Source organism: candidate division KSB1 bacterium (assembly GCA_024655945.1).
GTDB lineage: Bacteria > Zhuqueibacterota > Zhuqueibacteria > JANLFK01 > Oleimicrobiaceae > Oleimicrobium.
Genome location: JANLFK010000004.1, coordinates 291,563 through 307,871 on the forward strand (window position 1 = coordinate 291,563; position 16,309 = coordinate 307,871).

Here is a 16,309-nt window from a genome sequence, read left to right on the forward strand (position 1 = left end):
CTCCTCAGTTCTGTTCCTGTTCGATCGGCACAGAGGCAAACTGGCGAAGTCCCTCTGCCAATTCTCGCAAGCGGGCGTCCACGCGCGCATTGACCGTCCCCTCGGGGAAGCGACCGTCGGGGCCGCGCTCGCCTGCCGGAACGCCCGTCAGAATGGTGATGCCTTGGTCGGCGGTGTCCACCGGATAGATGTGGAACATGCCTTTCTTCACGGCCTCCACCACTTCCTTGTGCAACGCCAGGTCATCAACGTTCCGCCGCGGGATGATGACCCCTTGCTGCCCGGTGAGGCCTCGCACCTCACACACGCGGTAAAAGCCCTCGATCTTCTCGTTGACTCCGCCGATGGGTTGAATCTCGCCCTTCTGGTTCACGGAGCCTGTCACGGCGATGTCCTGGCGCAAGGGCAGATCAGCCAGGCTGGAGAGCAGGGCGTAGATCTCGGTGGAAGAGGCGCTGTCGCCATCCACCCCGCTGTAATTCTGTTCAAAGCAGATGCTGGCGCTCATGCTTAGAGGCTTGTCCTGGGCGAATTTGCCGCGCAGGTAGCCGGCCAAGATCAGCACGCCCTTGTTGTGCGTGGGGCCGCTCAGCTCTGCCTCCCGCTCGATGTTGATGATGCCGGCGCGTCCCATGGCCGTCTGCGCGGTGATACGGCAGGGGTGACCGAACGCATAGTCCCCCAGGTCGATGACCGACAAGCCGTTGACCTGGCCGACCTTGCTGCCCTCGGTGTCGATCATCAACGTGCCTTCCGCAATCAGCTCGCGGATCTTGTCCTCGATGAGGCTCACTCGCTCCACCTTCTCTTCCAAGGCCTTGTCCACGTGCTTGGCGGTGACGATGGTGGCTTTTTCCTGGGCAGCCCAGTAGTGCGCCTCGCGCACCAGGTCGGCGATGTAGTTGAAACGGGTGGAGAGCTTGTTCTGGCGGCCAGCTAAGCGCACGCCGTATTCGACCACTGCCGCCACGGCCGAGCGGTCGAAATGTAGCAGCTTCTCGTCACTGCAGATTTTGCGGATGAATGAGGCGTACTGGAGCACGTTCGGCTCGCCACGCGGCATGACGCTGTCAAAGTCCGCCTTCACCTTGAAGATTTTCTTAAAGTCGTCGTCCTGATAAAAGAGCACCTGATAAATCCACGGGTCGCCGATCATGATCACTTTGACGTCGGTCTGGATGGGCTCCGGTTTCAGTGCCGTGGAGGCGAACATGAAGAACGGCTCGAAGCTCTGGATCTCCACTTGTCGGTTGCGCAGGGTGCGCTTCAGGGTCTGCCAGACGCCTGGTTCTACCAGGGCATCCAAGGCGTTGATCACTAAGAAGCCGCCATTGGCGCGCAGAAAAGAGCCGGCTTTGATCCTGGTAAAGTCGGCGCGCCACATGCCGCGGCTGTCCACCGCCCGTTCGATGGTGCCGAAAAGGTTCTGGTAGGTAGGTGAATTCTCAAAGATGACCGGTGCCCCCTTGGTCTCGGCATTATCGACGATGAGGTTGACCTGGTAGTCCAGAAAAGGGTCAACGCCGCCGGAGGAGCCGCGCTCGCCTTCACCGTCCGCCCTGCGGAAGAGGTCCAGTCGCTCCAGGATGCTCTCTTGCACCTCATCCAGGTAGCGATGCACCTTCCTATCTTTGTATTTCTCCTTCAGGTCGGCTATTGCCGGCGCTACCAGGTCATGGGCAAAATGGGCGTCCAGTTCGCTCAGCTTCCGCCGCAGGGCAGCCTGGCTCTTGCGCAGTTCCTTGAGCACATTGGGCAGCTCTTTGAGCAGCTCGGGATAAGCTTTCTTGAGACGTGCGGCGTCGGCTGCTGGCAGACGATTTTGGGCCACCAACAGGTCCAGCTGCTCCATTGGCACAGGTGAGCCCTCGATAATCGGCACTAAGTCGGGCTTGGTCATCGGCCCCACCTGCACCTGAATGACGGCAAAGCCCTCCTTGCGTGCCCGCGCTTCGAAGGCCTCGACCACTTTGCGCTCCTGCTCACCGTACGAGTCCAGCAGGCGCTGGCGGCGTTGGGCGTATTGGTCGCTCTCGAAAAGTTGCGGGATCTGCCTGCGCAGCGCGGCGATCGTCTCCGCCATCTCCTTGCGGAAGGCCCTGCCCTTTCCTGCCGGCAGGCTAATGGCCATGGGGGCATCAGGATTCTTGAAATTGTTCACGTACAGCTTGTCGTCGGGAATTGCTTGGCCACGGCGGCTTGCCAGCAGGCGGCGCACCGTGGTGGTGCGGCCTGTGCCCGCCTGGCCAGTCACGAAGATATTGTAACCCACGCTGCTGATGTCCAACCCCATGCGCAGGGCCTGCACTGCGCGATCTTGTCCCAGAATCTTCTCTGCTATGGAAACCTCTGCAGTTGAGGAAAACGGCAGGGTTGCTGGATCACAGTGCCAGCGGAGGCGCTCGACCGGCACCTCCTCAAACTGCGGCTTCTTCATTGCTTCCTCCAACAGAGGCAGGAACGGCTCCAGGCGCAGGAGCCTCTCCCCACGATGTAGCGGTTCGCCGCCGGAGACAGCCCGGCGCGGCGAACGCGGCTGCGCGATCTTCTTGTCGCACCTATCATTGGACTTTTACCTGAGCGGCGAGGACTACTTTGACCGTGCGTTCCTTGACCGACCAGCCTTCCGCTTGTTCCTCGAACACGTTGCGCCCCGTGTAGGTGCTCAGGCCAAAGTCCACCGAGAGGTCAAAACTTACCCGGGACGACTGTATCCCTGCGCCGGCCGAGAAAGCTAGCCCGGCGATGGCATCCCCACGATGGCTGGATGGTTCAGTGGCGAATTCACGCTCCAGGCGCGGGTCGGTGTGAAAGCCGAGGCGCACGGGGAGAACCACCTCTCTGATAGGGAACAGGTACTCTACTCCCACATGGAGGCTATTGGCATCCGGCAGAGGCAGGCCAGGAGCCGTGATGGCCGAATCCAATGACGCCTTCGACCAGCCTGCCCAATGGAAGTCGAAGGCCAGACAAAGCCGTTGCGCCGGTCGCACGGCCGCGCCGATGGTGAGGAACATGGGCACCTTCAGGTTGAGGTCGGCGCTGGTGGTGTCGACGCCGCCTGCCACCAGAGTCGGGCGTACGAGGGTCAGCGTGTGCGAAAGCGACAGCTTCAGCCCGAGGTCCAAGAAGCGGCTCACATTGGCTTTGCACCCCACGTCCAGGGAAAAGCCAGACAACTTGTTCTCGCGTCGCCAGCTCCCTTGCTCTTGCTCCACGCCCTCCTCGGCGGCGCGATCTGACCATTCCACCCGCTGTCGCCCAGACAGGAAGTTGACGGTGACGCCGGCCGCCAACCGGCTGTTCAGCTCGGCACCAAGAGCTGCCGAGAGCGCATAGAGCCCGCCGGTACTGGTCTGCTCTATGTCGCGATAGTTCTTGATGGGAAACTCATGCCCAATGATCCGCCTGAACAAGGTGGAACGCCCAAAGTCCAACATGCTGCGCACCGCCAGCGAGCCGGTGATGCGGCGACGCATGGTGCTAAGAGGGACCACGATACCCACATACTCAGGGACGAGATTGGAGCCGAGGGACCCTTCCAGCGACACATCGGCAGGGAGGGGTGTACTTGGGTCCACAGAGAGGCCGCCGAAGGTGAAGCGTCCGGCCACCAGGGCGCGTGAACCAGAGATACGGGCGAGAGCCGCGGGGTTAACGGCCGTGGCCATGCCGTCGTTGACGACCGCGACGCCCGCGCCCCCCATGGCGAGTGCCCGCGCCCCGTTTCCCACGGCAACAGGGGCGAAGTAGCTGAAATCGTACTGCTGGCAAAAGCAAGTCCCGACCAGCGCCGTCGCGACCAAGGCAGTGCCCATGCCCCAACCTCTCCAGAACCCAGCCCTTGTCCGCCTTTCCCTGCGATCCGACATGTGCCTCTCCCTCAAACTCCTCCCTTCGATGAATCCTTGGCTCAGTAAGCTCATTCCTCTGAAAACGCGCTTCTTACTCGGATGCGCAGCTGATGACCGCGTGCACCTTCTGTCCTTTCAGTTTCTCCCTCCCGTGAAGGAAGGCAAGCTCGATGAGAAAGGAGACGCCGACCACCACCCCGCCGAGCCGCTCCACAAGCCGCACCGCCGCAGCAGTTGTACCGCCGGTGGCCAACAGGTCGTCTATGACCAACACCCGCTGCCCGGGGCTAATGGCGTCCTCGTGGACTTCCACGGCGTCAGTGCCGTACTCGAGGGCATACTCTTCGCGCACCACTTTGGCCGGGAGCTTACCAGGTTTGCGGGCAGGGATCACCCCCACACCCAACTTGTAGGCGGCGGCGGCGGCGAAGAGGAAGCCGCGCGCTTCGACGCCCAAAATCAGGTCGATGTGCTCCTCCGCAAAAGGGGCGAGCATTGCGTCCACCGCTTGGCGGAAGGCGTCGCCATGCTTGATGAGCGTGGTGATGTCCTTGAAGCCGATGCCTTTCTTCGGGAAATCAGGTACAGTTCTGATGAGCGCTGCCAGGTCTTGCATCGACTGCTCCTCCTTGTGCTCCGGGGCTTGTCTGAGTGACGTTTGTCCGTTGCGATGCGACATTTCGAGGTTCTGACCGGCCGATGGAACTCCAGTCCCGAGCCTCCGGTGTCGTCCGCCGCCATCCCTGTCTTCGCCGGAGAGGCTCCTCTCAAAAGGCTACCTCAAAGGAGTCGAATTCTCCGCTGTACTCTGCCCAGTGTATGTCAACGTCGCGCACGCTGGATAGGCGCGATCCCACCTTTAGCGCCTTAATGTACTCTTCCACCATGCCGCGCTCTCCCTCCACCTCACTTAATACCGAGCCGTCCCACTGGTTCTTGACGTACCCCTTGAGCCCCAACGCCTTGGCGTGTCGGTACGCGTAGTAGCGGAACCCCACCCCCTGCACCATGCCACGCACTACGATCGTTGCCCGGACTTTCATCTCCTCTGCGCCCTGCTGCTCGCCAATTGGAAGGCCATCTGCACCGCCTCCGCGGCGCTGTGCGCCTGGTGGATGCCTGGATCTATCGTCCACGTTTGCACCCCAACGACAGGTACCCCAAGCTTCAGGCAGAAGGCAATCTCTGAGAGCGTGCCATAGCCGCCGTCTACGGCGATGGCCGCATCCGCGGACTTGACGATGAGCACATTGCGGGCCTCACCGAGGCCAGTAGCTATGGCAATCTGCACGAAGGGATTCGCCTCGCCGGCGTCATCCCCAGGCAGGATGCCCACGGTGAGGCCACCATGCTCTTGGGCCCCTCGGCAGGCCGCCTCCATGACTCCACTCCGTCCGCCACAGATGAGAACACCCCCTTGCTCTGCGATGAGGCGCCCGACCTCATAGGCGAGCTGGCTAATCTCCTGGCTGCAAACGGCACCGCCGAGCACTGCAACGACTGGTCTACGCTCCACTGAGGCACTCATGGATAGATGCGGTACATGGTGCGCGGGAACGGGATCGTCTCGCGAATGTGGGACAGACCGCACAGCCAGGCCACCGTCCGCTCGATGCCGATCCCGAACCCGGAGTGAGGGACGCTGCCATAGCGGCGCAAATCGAGGTACCACTCGTACGGCTCCCTAGGCAGGTTGTGCGCGCGGATCTTCTGTTGCAGCGTCTCCAAGTCGTCCTCACGCTGTCCGCCACCGATGATCTCGCCATAGCCTTCGGGCGCCAACACATCGACGCACAGCACTCGCCCAGGGTGTTCCGGGTCGTCTTTCATGTAAAAGGCCTTCACCGCCGCAGGGTACCGATGCACCATCACCGGCCTGTCGAATTGCTGGGAGAGCACCGTTTCGTCGGTGCCGCCCAGGTCGTCCCCACGCGTGAAGCCCGTGCCCGCTTCTTCCAGGAGGTCGGCAGCCTCATCGTAGCTAATGCGCGGGAATGGGGGGCGCACGCGCTCCAGCGGCGCCACGTCGCGTTCGATGACCGCCAGTTCCGCACGACGGTTGTTGAGCACCGCCTGCACGATGTGGACAATCAGCCCTTCGGCCAATGCCATAATATCGTCGAGGTCGGCGTAGGCCACTTCCGGCTCCAGCATCCAGAACTCGGTGAGGTGGCGGCGCGTCTTGGATTTCTCTGCGCGGAAGGTGGGGCCGAAGCAGTAGACTTTGCCAAATGCCATTGCCCCTGCCTCCACGTAGAGCTGGCCGCTCTGCGTCAGGTAGGCCTTGCCGCCAAAGTAGTCGCTCTCAAAGAGAGTAGTGGTCCCTTCCACCGAGGCTGGCGTGAAAATCGGAGCGTCCAGAAGCACGAAACCCTGTTCATCGAAGAACTGGCGAGCAGCCCTGATGATTTCGTGGCGGATGCGGAGAATGGCATGCTGCTTTCGCGAACGCAGCCAAAGGTGGCGATGGTCCATGAGGAAGGTGGTGCCATGCTCCTTAGGCGTGATGGGGTACTCCTGGGCGATGTGGACGATGGTCATGTCCTGCGCCAAGAGCTCGTAGCCGCCCGGAGCACGTCTATCCTCTCGAACTATGCCGGTGACTTTGAGCGAGCTCTCCTGCGTGAGCTTCTCGGTGGCAGCAAAAACTTGCTCCGAGACGTCCGCCAGGGAGAAGACGCTTTGGATAATTCCGGTGCCGTCACGGACCAGGAGAAAGCGCAACTTGCCACTGGAACGCATGTTGTAAAGCCACCCCCACACCTCCACTGTCTGCCCCACATGCCTGGCGATGTCCGCGATGTACACTCGTTGCGCCATGCGATGTCTGTTCCTCCTGTTTCCAGTCCGTTGGTGCTACTTCACCATGAGTACCGGGACGGGGCTTTTGCGCATAATCTGCACGGTGGTGCTGCCGAGAATGGCTTCGCGGATGCGCGAGTGGCCGTAGGCGCCCATCACGATGAGGTCATATTTGCCCTTGGCGGCCAAGTCGATCACCGCCGCATCAGGGCGCCCGGAGAGCCACGCAGAGTCCACTTCGGCTCGATAGGCCTGCAGGTAGTGCACCCCCTCTGCGCAGATGCGGGTGGACAGCTCCCGATCGTCTGACACGTGCACCACGGTGATCTTGGCACCGAGGTACTCGGCGAAAAAGCCTGCCAGTTGCAGTGCCCGGTTTGCGTGTTCGCTGCCGTCGTAGGCAGCCAGCATCCTCTGCACGTTCCGGAAGCGCTGCTGCACAATCATGATCGGCTTGCTGACATGGCGGGTCACTGCCTCCAAGGTGGCTCCCAGCATGGTCGTCGCCCAGCGCGCATATTCCCCCCGGTTGCCCATGATGATGAGGTCCACCAAGTTGGCGCGCTCGCAGATAATTTCAACCGGCGAGCCCCCCAAGGTTTCCGCTTCGTGGGGAATGCCCTCGCTTTCTAAGGCGCGCGCGCACTTGTCCAGCACCGCTTGCGCCTTCTTTTCCAGAAGCTTCCGCGATTCCTCCTGGTAGCCGGGGGCAGGCAGTACCGGCACAAAGCCATCGGCCCCCACCGACAGCACCCATTCGAAGACGCGCACGTCGACCACCGAAAGGAGGCGCACGCGCGCTCCAAAACGCCGCGCCAGGTCGATGCCGTGTTTGACGACCGAGTTGGTGTACTCGGAACCGTCTACAGGAAGAAGTATCCGCTTGACCATCGTCGAACCCTCTGCTTCGTGAGACTTATCCCCATGCCTCCATTTTTGCATCTCTGGTCATGAGGTCCTCCAGTGCCGCCCGCGGGTCCTTGCCCTCGAAGAGGATGCGGTAGACCTCCCTGGTGATGGGCATCTCCACATTGTGCAGGCGGCTCAATTCATAGGCCGAGCGCGTAGTCCTGACTCCTTCGGCGACCATCACCATCTCGCTGAGAACTTGTTGCAGCGCCTTGCCCTTGCCGATCTGCTCGCCCAAATAGCGGTTGCGGCTGTGTTTGCTCATGCAGGTGACAATCAAGTCGCCCATGCCGGTGAGGCCGGCGAAGGTGAGCGGATTTGCCCCCATCTTCACGCCCAAGCGCACAATCTCCACCAGGCCGCGGGGTTGTAACGCTGCCTTCGTGTTGTCGCCGAACCCTGCCCCGTCACAGATGCCAGCGGCAATGGCGATGACGTTTTTCAGCGCCCCACCCAGCTCGACGCCGATGACGTCGGTGCTCGTGTAGACGCGGAAGGTCTTGTTCATGAATGCCCGCTGCGCCAGGCGGGCGCTCTCCTCACACGGGCAGGCGCAGACAACCGCCGTGGAAATACCTCTGCTCACCTCTTCGGCATGACTCGGGCCGGACAAGGCGACCACGCGGCGTGGCTCCAGCTCGGGCATTTCTGCCAGCAGCACCTCGGTCATACGCATCAGAGACTCGTTTTCGATGCCCTTGGTGGCGCTAACCACCAGCGCCTGGCTCACGGCCGGCAGAGGCCGAAGGCGGCGCGCCACCTCACGCATCGTGTGCGAAGGGACGGCAACGACCACCAGCTCTGCTCCTGTCGCCGCCTCCTCCAGGTCGGCGGTGATGAGAATCTCCTCAGGAATAGGGACGCCTGGCAACAGTTGCCGGTTCTCGCGGGTCCTGGCCAGCTCTTCAGCTACCTCCGGGCGGAACTCCCACAGGCACACCTCGTGCCCATTGCCGTGCAGGAGGATCGCCAGAGCGGTGCCCCACCCGCCGGCGCCGATCACCGCGACCTTCAGACACTGTGCGGTGGAGGCATTCACGGCTCCTTAGGCGACCTCCCCAATGTGAAAACTCGCCAATCCCAGCTCGGTTGCCGCATCAACGCAGGCCTGTGCTGCCTGAGGCGCGACAATCAACACCTCGCCGATGCCCAGATTGAACACGCGCCGCATCTCCTCCTCGGCCACATTTCCCAAGCGTTGGATGAGGCGGAAGATCGGCGGTACCTCCCATGCTTGCCAGTCCATGCGCAAAGAGCGCCCCGCCGGCAGGAGACGCCGCGTGTTGCCTACAATTCCGCCACCGGTGATATGGGCAATGCCGCGGAGACCCTCTACGGCGCGCACCCGCTGCACTAAGGGCTGATAAGAACGGTGCACGCGCAGCAGTTCTTCGCCTAAGGTTGTGCCCAGTTCATCCACATGGTCGGTCAACCCCATTCTGGCGACATCTAAGAGCACTTTGCGCGCCAACGAGTAGCCGTTCGTGTGCAGGCCATTGGAAGCTATGCCAATGAGGAGGTCACCGACTTGAATTCCTCTCCCATCGACAATCGCATCCTTCTCGACGACGCCGACGATGGCCCCGGCCAGATCGAAGTCGTCGGGTTGGTAGAATCCCGGCATTTCTGCAGTCTCGCCGCCGATGAGGGCGCAGCCGGCCTGCCGACAGGCACGCGCCATGCCGGCGACGACCTGCTCCACCACCTCGGACCGCAGCTTTCCGGTGGCCAAATAGTCTAGAAAGAACAGCGGATCGGCGCCACTGGTCATGACGTCATTGACGCAGTGATTGACCAGCTCCTCGCCGACCGTGTCATAGACGCCGAGCGCACAGGCGATCTTTAGCTTTGTCCCTACGCCGTCGATGCTGGACACCAGTACAGGTCTGCGAAAGCGCGTTGCATCCAGCTCGTAGAAGCCGCCGAACAAGCCAATTTCTCTCAGCACTGCGGATGAGAAGGTGGATTTGGCGAGCGCTTTGATGCGCTCCACGCTCTCATCGCCAGTGGCGATGCTCACGCCGGCCCCCTCATAAGTCAGCCCCGAATGCTCGTTCACCTCTTTTCCTCAGTCTTGCAGGCGTTCAAGTACCAGGCGCGAACTCTGCTCAAAAAGTCAAGGACCAGCGGCAGCCGATAGTCGGGATACGTCCACTCCAGCGGCTGAAACCGGCCGTGCCGGTAGCGCAGATGGAGGTCGCCATAGATGCCCTGCCCCAAATAGATGCGGTGATCATAGTTCTTGGTCGTCGCCACCACAACCTTGGCGCCGTCCAGATAGCCAGGGTCGAGGTTGAGGTTACGCCGGCCTGCCGTAGCGCTCCTCTGCTCGAGCACGTTGGTCCGAAGCTTTATGTCGGCCAAACGGTCCGGTTGGATGAGCGATGAGAAGCTGACAATGAACTTGAAGAGCTCCTGCCCCATCTCTTCGGCATAGTAGTCGGAAAAGGAGAAGGGGTAGTGCTCGGATTGCAAGGTAATTTCCCCGAACTCGTTCTGCAGTAGCCGCTGCGCCTCTTCGATCATTTCCTGGGAATTGTACGTCACGGCGCAGAACAGGCACACGGGCCGGGGGGATCTCGGAGTACCCATGCACATACTACGGGCTAATTCACCGCATTGCGGCGCTCTTGCCAGGGCCTCTGGCAACGCGTCGGAATATGAGAAATATCTGCCTAAATGTCAAGGGGAAAATGCTCCGCAGCCCTGGGAAGTGCAACGCTGGACAACGCTCAGTGTTCTCCAAGCGAGCTCAATGTATTCCGCGAGGCAGACTTCGGTCTGGAACTCTTCTCCAGAAACCTCCGTCCGGGTTCCCCCTGCGGCGAATCGAGTTGCCGGTCCCAGTTCTTCCCCGGGAACCCGACCTTGAATGTGTCTGAAGAAAGCGAAAGGGGGGGCAAAAAACGTCTGCAAATCCAGCACCCTGCTTATACATTTCTCAAAACCGTGGGAGAGCCGTGAGGAATGCCTCTCTCCCAATTCGTGCTCCACGACCAGGTCCTTATTCGCGGAGCTGCGACCCAGGCTGTGTCACGTAAGGAGCAGACGAGGGTCATGCGTGGTGCGGCTTTGAGGATCTTCTCAGCAGTCAGAGTGCTCCTGCTTTCGGCGCTGTTCTTGTCCACTTTCCACCGAGTTCGCGCCCAGGATCTGCCCTGCTACGAACTTTCGGTGTCTGCCATTGGCGACAGCGTAGCGATCGACACAGATCCTGGCATAGTGCGAGTGCGAGCCCACCGCCCGCCTGCCAGTTTGGACGCGCTGTGCGTGAGACCCAGCAAGGAGGGTTACTACAAGGTCCTCGCAGGCGTTTCATATTCTGCAGGACAGACAAACGAGTCCTACTTCTTGCAGGTCCGCTACCCGGACAGTACTTTCGCGCGGGTGTGCGATGCCAATGCCGGGCCCTACCGGGTTGTTGCCGATACCTCCGCACTCGCTTTCAGCGTGATGCGCGAATCTGGTCAGTTCTATCTATGGAAGGGCGACAACGTCGTTGTCCTGAACCACTATTTGCTCATCCAGAACGAGTATCCGCAGTTCCTCAACCCGCCTGGTCAGCCGATCACAGGCTCTTCGCCGGAGAGCGTGCACATCTTCAGATTCGTCTTCGTCTACCTCGGGGCCTGCACATTGCCCTGCGATGTCAGCCTGGAAAAACGGGCTGACAGGGACACGGTTCTTGCCGGTGAAACGGTACAGTACCACCTCATACTACAGAACCACGGCCCGAACACTGCGCGCCTGATTCGGGTGACGGAGCTACTCCCCGCCGAGCTGACGAACTTCCTCTTTTCTCCGCCAGTGGACTCCCTGCGCAACAGCGTGGCGTTCTGGGGTGTGGACTCGCTCGAGGCAGGCCAAACTGCGTCGTTCTCCGTGTCCGGGACCGTGGCAGATTCGCTGGCCGACTCCGTGGTGACGGTCGCCAACATGGCGGTGGTGCGGTGCTTCAACGACACCAGTGCAGCCAACGACACGGCGCGAGTTACCGTGGTGGCGGAGGAGCCTCCGGTGCCGCCGGCGGTATGCGACGTGGTGATGGCCAAGGAGGCGGATCGGGATAGCGTAGTGGCAGGGGGGCGGGTGGTCTACACGCTGGTGGTGCGCAATGTGGGCCCGCAGGTGGCCCGGCAGGTGGTGGTGGTCGACAGCCTTCCTGGGCAGGTGACGGCGGGTGAGTTCAGCCGTGCGCCTGAGGAGGTGGTGGGGCGGAGGCTGTTGTGGCGCTGGGACTCGCTGGGGGTGGGCGAGGAGGTGAGGGTCAGCTTTGTGGCGGTGGTGGACTCGCCATTGGTCGGGGCGCCGATGCGGTTGGTCAATGTGGCGGTGGCGCATGCTCTCGGCGACGGGAACCCTGAAAACGGTGCCGACAGCACTTCGGTCGTCGCGCAGGAGCTCCCCGCGCCTTTCGCGCCTGCAGACCTGTCGCTTGTGAAAACTGCTAACGTCGACTCAATCAGGCCCGGAGGTGAACTTACCTACACCCTCACCGTGCGCAACGTTGGGTCAGGACCCTCGCCGGAGGGGCGGCTTGAGGACGTGCTGCCTGACCAAGTAACCTGGTTGCGCTCTTCTGTTGCGCCGGACAGCGTCATAGGCCGCCGGCTCATTTGGCTTGTACCGCCTCTTGCTCCCGGGCAAACCTATGATGTCATCCTCGAAGTCCTGGTCAACGCTGCGCTCCCGCCAGGCACGGAACAGATGGAAAACAGTGCGTTCGTGAGCGCGCCCAATGACACAAACGCCGCCAACGACCACGCCACCGCCACGGTCATCGTCGCGCCAGAGCAGCCAGCTGTGGAGCGCTGCGACCTCCGCATCCACAAACTCGCCAGCCGGGACACGGTGGCCGTTGGGCAGACTTTCCTCTACCAGATTCTCGTGGAGAACATGGGGCCTGGAGACGCCCAAGCTGTCGTCCTGACCGACATGCTGCCGTCCGGTCTCTCGGTGGAGTCCTTCAGCCCGCAGCCGGACTCGGTGGCTGGTAACGTGGCAATGTGGCGCTTCGCGCGCCTCGGCGTGGGCGAGCAAAGAAAAGTGCTTCTTGAGGTGAGGGTAGCCGAGCTTCCAGAAGAGTACCCCAAGGAGCTGGTCAATGTTTGCACGGTGAGCGCCGAAGGGGACACCAACGTTGCCAACAACACCTCGCGCGCATCGGTCGTGGTGAGCGAGGTAGTGGCCGACTGTAACACCTTCTACTTTGACCAGAATCTCTTCATGCCGGAAGGCGGCACATGCCTGACCATCTTCTTTGGCCTGAAGAAGCAGGCAGAAGTGACCCTTGATCTCTACGATATCACCGGCTACCACGTGACCCAGATTGCCAAGGCAGTCTTCCAACCAGGGGTGAACAGTTGTACATGGGATGGCAAGACGGAGGGAGGCGAAAAGGTGGGCAGTGGCGTGTATGTCATCGCTCTCCGTACAGAAAACCTCATCTGCTGGAAGAAGGTGGTGGTCTTGCGATGACGAGCAGACGTGCGGATACGCAGGAACACGGGTTTATCGCCCTGGTTGGGGCGCTGACGCTCTTGTGCGCGTTTGCCGCTCAGTCTGCCCACGGCCAGGTGCGTGCTGGCGCTGCTTACCTGAAGATCCAGCCGAGCATCCGCTACCAAGGTATGGCAGGTGCACTGAGCGCCGCGATAGACGAGGTGCAGGCCTTCTACGCCAACCCCGCCTCGACCGCCTTTTCCCGGGAGTGGCAGTGGTCAGCCGCTTACACAAGGTGGATTGCAGACATCTACGGCGTGGCTGCCAACTATGGAAGGCAGTTCCGCACCCCCTGGAGCAGGCGCTTCAACGTGGCCTTAGGTCTGAACTACCAGGGGGTACGGGAATTCGACAGCACGCAGGGACGCAGACCTCCGGTATCGGCCGGTGACCTCGTGGGGGCCATTAGCGTGGGAAGCCCGCTCACCATCCTCTCGGCCAACCTGGCTGTCGGTGGCAATCTTAAGTATCTGCATAGCGACCTGAGCGGCAACACCGCGTCTGCCTACATCGTCGACATGGGGGTGATGTATCGCTCGCCTCGTATTTCCATCGGCGGACCATTCCAGTACGGACTACTGTCGGCTGGCTTTGCCGTTGACCACATGGGGTCACCGCTGCAGTTCTTCCAGGAGAAGACGCCGCTCCCACGCACCCTGCGCGGGGGTGTCGCCATGCATCTGGGCAGCCATAACGGGCTACAACTGCAGCTTTCCGGTGACTACTACCAGGTGCGCGACGAAATTGGCAGGTTTTGTGTGGGCGCCGAAATTGCCTGGGGGTACCGCCTGGCACTGAGAACCGGCTATGAGTTCAATGACAGACTGCTGAGCAAGCTTTCCATGGGGATGAGCCTGCGGCTGGATGACCAGACGTCCGTGGCGCGGGAGGTCATTCTTGGCAGCAACCAGGCACTCCGCGTGGACATCGGCGGACTGGAGGCGAACGAGCTTTTCCAGATGGCCGGACGTGCTGGTGCTCACCACTACACCATTGGCCCGGAGAGATTCGACTTGCTGCAGCCGCTGCCTCACGACACAGTCCGTAGCCAGGTCGTGACACTGCGATGGCAAGCTTCGCGCGACCCGGACCTGTTTGACGATGTGCGCTATGTGCTGCTGGTGGAGCACACCACAGGCGTGCCTGCAGAGCCCTCGCAACTGGCGCGATTGCTCGACTTGCTGGCGCAGCGCCATGTGCGCTTGCGCGATGCCGTCAAATCCTTTGGCTCGTCCTTCTACGCGGTCTGCGACTCCACATTTGGCGTGACGGCATGGCCGGAGCAGGCCTGGTACCCAGTGGCTAACCTGCCCGCCGGCGACTATCTGTGGACGGTCATTGCCTACGACCGCGATGAACATCTGCGCGTGGCCTCGCAGAAGATATGGCCATGTCATGTGACGCGGCCAGACATCCAAGTGGTGGACATCGTGTTCGAGCCAGATGTCTGGATCACCGAGAGCGACACCCAGGGTGTGGTTTCGGTGCAGGTGCGCAACAATGGGCCCTGGCCGGCAGAGCGGATGGAAATGACGGTGGTGGATGAGCCTCCTGGTCCTGGTGGCTCGTTTCTGGAGCCGGACACCGTCTGGCGAGGCGAAATTGTGCATTTGCCCCCGCGGAACAGCCGCGCCGTTTCCTTCTTGTGGCGTACGCGGACCCCTGGCCTGCATCGGTTCACGGCACATGCACTGCTCTGCGATGCGGAGGGAAAGCGGGTCCTGGAGAGGGATCTGGCGGACAATGTTCTTAGTAGGACGTTCTACACCATTCCCAAGGGTGTAGTCGCAATCCCGGACACCGTGCAGGCGTTCGTGTTACCCCTGATCGCGTGGGAAGTGCCTTTGCTGACAAAGGTCTTCTTTGACGCCCAGAGCGCGGAGGTGGCGCCGCAATACTACAAGCCGTCGCAGTGGTTCTACGCACCATTGGATACCTTAGCGCGGCGCGTGGCAGCGCGGCAAGAGGTGGTGCTGACGCTGGAGGGCTTTGCCGATGTGGTAAACGGCGAACCAGTTACGCTTGCCCGGACCAGGGCGATGGCCGTGCGCACGGTGCTCCTGGAGCTGGGTGTGCCTCCTGAGCAGGTCCCAATGGATAGTGTGAAGTGGGGCGCCTCCCCCGATCGAAAGGTGACACCCAATGTGGGCGCGCACCAGGAGCGGCGCAATGTGCGCATTCGCGCCGTGCGCCGGTCTGACGGGACGCCCCAGGTGGACATCATCGCGCCCGTGCCACTCCGTAATGTGCCGCAACCGCCGGTCCCTCTGCCTGTCTCCTTCAGCAACACGGTAAAGGGGGTCGTACCTGTGCAGAGCGGCTGGCTGCATCTCCAGGCAACCGAACTGAATGATTCGCTCGCTGCGGGCTATGCCCTCAGAGCGTGCGATTCCCTCCTTTGGCCGCTCGGCGAAGAGGACGTAGGCTTGCTCCACAAGGGACTCGCCTACTCACTGGTCATGAGGGATACTTTGGGTCGGCGGTTTCGCACGCGGGAAAGGCAGGGGGTGCTGGTGCCCAGGGGCTGCGAGTTGCCTATTGTCGTCGGCCTGGCAGAGTTCAACGATCCCAAGCCTTTCGCTATTGTCTGGTGGGAGAGGGTCTTTCATGAACTGGCCACGAGACTGCGGTACAGCCCGAACATGCGCTATCGATTCGTAGGGCATGCGTGTGGCATAACGCCGCGTTTGGTGAACAATGCCTTCTCCCGCCTGCGAGCCGCCCACCTGCAAGAAGAGTTCATCCGTGCAGTTCAGGGCTTTGCCGAGACGGAGCCGGCCAACCACCGGTTGGTGCTTTCCCGCCTTGACCGCGACGGTGCACTCGGCAAGGGGGCAGACGAGCCGTTCAGCATTTCCCTCAGCGAAGAGGAGTTCCTGAAAAGCTACCGGGAAATCGCCCCCGGCCTCTTCGAGAAGATTTCGCTGCTGCACGGCCGCGCCACGGCCGACTGCCAACCGTTCCTCTTTCGCGCGCGAGAAGGCGAGCTCCTCTTCGAGGGGGACAACGCAACGCCCCTGGGCAGGCAGATCAACCGCAGGATCCAGATAGAATTTTTCTCCAAGTAGTCAAAGTAGTCCTTCCCTGCCCGTTGGCCTATCCGGTGCCGCACCGCGGGGAATCTACCCTCCTTGCCCGGCAGTAGCGTGCCAAGCTGAGGTGGTCAACTCTTGGTTGTTCCTTAGCGGCCCGCGAAAAAAAAGTCCTTGACAGCGGCCCCTTTTTTTTATCTTTAAATGAGA

At 61.5% G+C, this 16,309-nt stretch carries 12 protein-coding genes; 2 read left to right on the top strand and 10 right to left on the bottom strand.

The window, feature by feature from the left end; genetic code table 11:
• Positions 1-4: 4 nt before the first annotated feature.
• The 10 genes from NUW13_07840 to NUW13_07885 form a co-directional block, all read right to left on the bottom strand.
• On the bottom strand, positions 5-2,437 hold the full coding sequence (locus NUW13_07840) for an AAA family ATPase (GenBank protein ID MCR4438936.1): 2,433 nt from the start codon (positions 2,435-2,437) through the stop codon (positions 5-7).
• A gap of 124 nt (positions 2,438-2,561) precedes the next feature.
• On the bottom strand, positions 2,562-3,818 hold the full coding sequence (locus NUW13_07845; GenBank protein MCR4438937.1) for a hypothetical protein: 1,257 nt from the start codon (positions 3,816-3,818) through the stop codon (positions 2,562-2,564).
• Positions 3,819-3,945: 127 nt separating this feature from the next.
• A complete protein-coding gene (locus NUW13_07850; protein MCR4438938.1) occupies positions 3,946-4,470 on the bottom strand; it encodes an adenine phosphoribosyltransferase in 525 nt (174 codons plus the stop codon).
• A gap of 151 nt (positions 4,471-4,621) precedes the next feature.
• On the bottom strand, positions 4,622-4,897 hold the full coding sequence (locus NUW13_07855) for an acylphosphatase (protein MCR4438939.1): 276 nt from the start codon (positions 4,895-4,897) through the stop codon (positions 4,622-4,624).
• Positions 4,894-5,370, bottom strand: coding sequence for a TIGR00725 family protein (locus NUW13_07860; GenBank protein ID MCR4438940.1), 477 nt, complete (start codon positions 5,368-5,370; stop codon positions 4,894-4,896). Before NUW13_07860 ends, NUW13_07855 begins: the two co-directional genes overlap by 4 nt.
• Before the next feature lie 8 nt (positions 5,371-5,378).
• Positions 5,379-6,674, bottom strand: a complete 1,296-nt coding sequence (asnS, locus tag NUW13_07865) for an asparagine--tRNA ligase (GenBank protein ID MCR4438941.1) — start codon at positions 6,672-6,674, stop codon at positions 5,379-5,381.
• A gap of 36 nt (positions 6,675-6,710) precedes the next feature.
• Complete coding sequence (locus NUW13_07870; protein MCR4438942.1) at positions 6,711-7,547, bottom strand: universal stress protein; 837 nt, start codon at positions 7,545-7,547, stop codon at positions 6,711-6,713.
• 25 nt (positions 7,548-7,572) lie between these two features.
• The gene (locus NUW13_07875) at positions 7,573-8,604 is read right to left on the bottom strand and encodes an NAD(P)H-dependent glycerol-3-phosphate dehydrogenase (GenBank protein MCR4438943.1); all 1,032 of its coding nucleotides are present in this window, start codon (positions 8,602-8,604) and stop codon (positions 7,573-7,575) included.
• Positions 8,605-8,610: 6 nt separating this feature from the next.
• The gene (gene purM / locus NUW13_07880; GenBank protein ID MCR4438944.1) at positions 8,611-9,624 is read right to left on the bottom strand and encodes a phosphoribosylformylglycinamidine cyclo-ligase; all 1,014 of its coding nucleotides are present in this window, start codon (positions 9,622-9,624) and stop codon (positions 8,611-8,613) included.
• The gene (locus NUW13_07885; protein ID MCR4438945.1) at positions 9,621-10,130 is read right to left on the bottom strand and encodes a DUF4416 family protein; all 510 of its coding nucleotides are present in this window, start codon (positions 10,128-10,130) and stop codon (positions 9,621-9,623) included. Before NUW13_07885 ends, purM begins: the two co-directional genes overlap by 4 nt.
• A gap of 492 nt (positions 10,131-10,622) precedes the next feature.
• On the opposite strand from NUW13_07885, the gene NUW13_07890 reads away from it, so the two are divergent.
• Both NUW13_07890 and NUW13_07895 read left to right on the top strand, forming a co-directional pair.
• A complete protein-coding gene (locus tag NUW13_07890) occupies positions 10,623-13,043 on the top strand; it encodes a hypothetical protein (protein MCR4438946.1) in 2,421 nt (806 codons plus the stop codon).
• Entirely contained in the window at positions 13,040-16,135 is a 3,096-nt protein-coding gene (locus NUW13_07895) for a PorV/PorQ family protein (GenBank protein MCR4438947.1), read from the top strand. Before NUW13_07890 ends, NUW13_07895 begins: the two co-directional genes overlap by 4 nt.
• Positions 16,136-16,309 lie beyond the last annotated feature (174 nt).

Excerpts from the sequence above, each read along its gene's own strand:
- NUW13_07840 (MCR4438936.1), bottom strand. The coding sequence starts at position 2,437 with ATGAAGAAGCCGCAGTTTGAGGAGGTGCCGGTCGAGCGCCTCCGCTGG.
- NUW13_07845 (MCR4438937.1), bottom strand. The coding sequence starts at position 3,818 with ATGGGCACTGCCTTGGTCGCGACGGCGCTGGTCGGGACTTGCTTTTGC.
- NUW13_07850 (MCR4438938.1), bottom strand. The coding sequence starts at position 4,470 with ATGCAAGACCTGGCAGCGCTCATCAGAACTGTACCTGATTTCCCGAAG.
- NUW13_07855 (MCR4438939.1), bottom strand. The coding sequence starts at position 4,897 with ATGAAAGTCCGGGCAACGATCGTAGTGCGTGGCATGGTGCAGGGGGTG.
- asnS (MCR4438941.1), bottom strand. The coding sequence starts at position 6,674 with ATGGCGCAACGAGTGTACATCGCGGACATCGCCAGGCATGTGGGGCAG.
- NUW13_07870 (MCR4438942.1), bottom strand. The coding sequence starts at position 7,547 with ATGGTCAAGCGGATACTTCTTCCTGTAGACGGTTCCGAGTACACCAAC.
- NUW13_07890 (MCR4438946.1), top strand. The coding sequence starts at position 10,623 with ATGCGTGGTGCGGCTTTGAGGATCTTCTCAGCAGTCAGAGTGCTCCTG.
- NUW13_07895 (MCR4438947.1), top strand. The coding sequence starts at position 13,040 with ATGACGAGCAGACGTGCGGATACGCAGGAACACGGGTTTATCGCCCTG.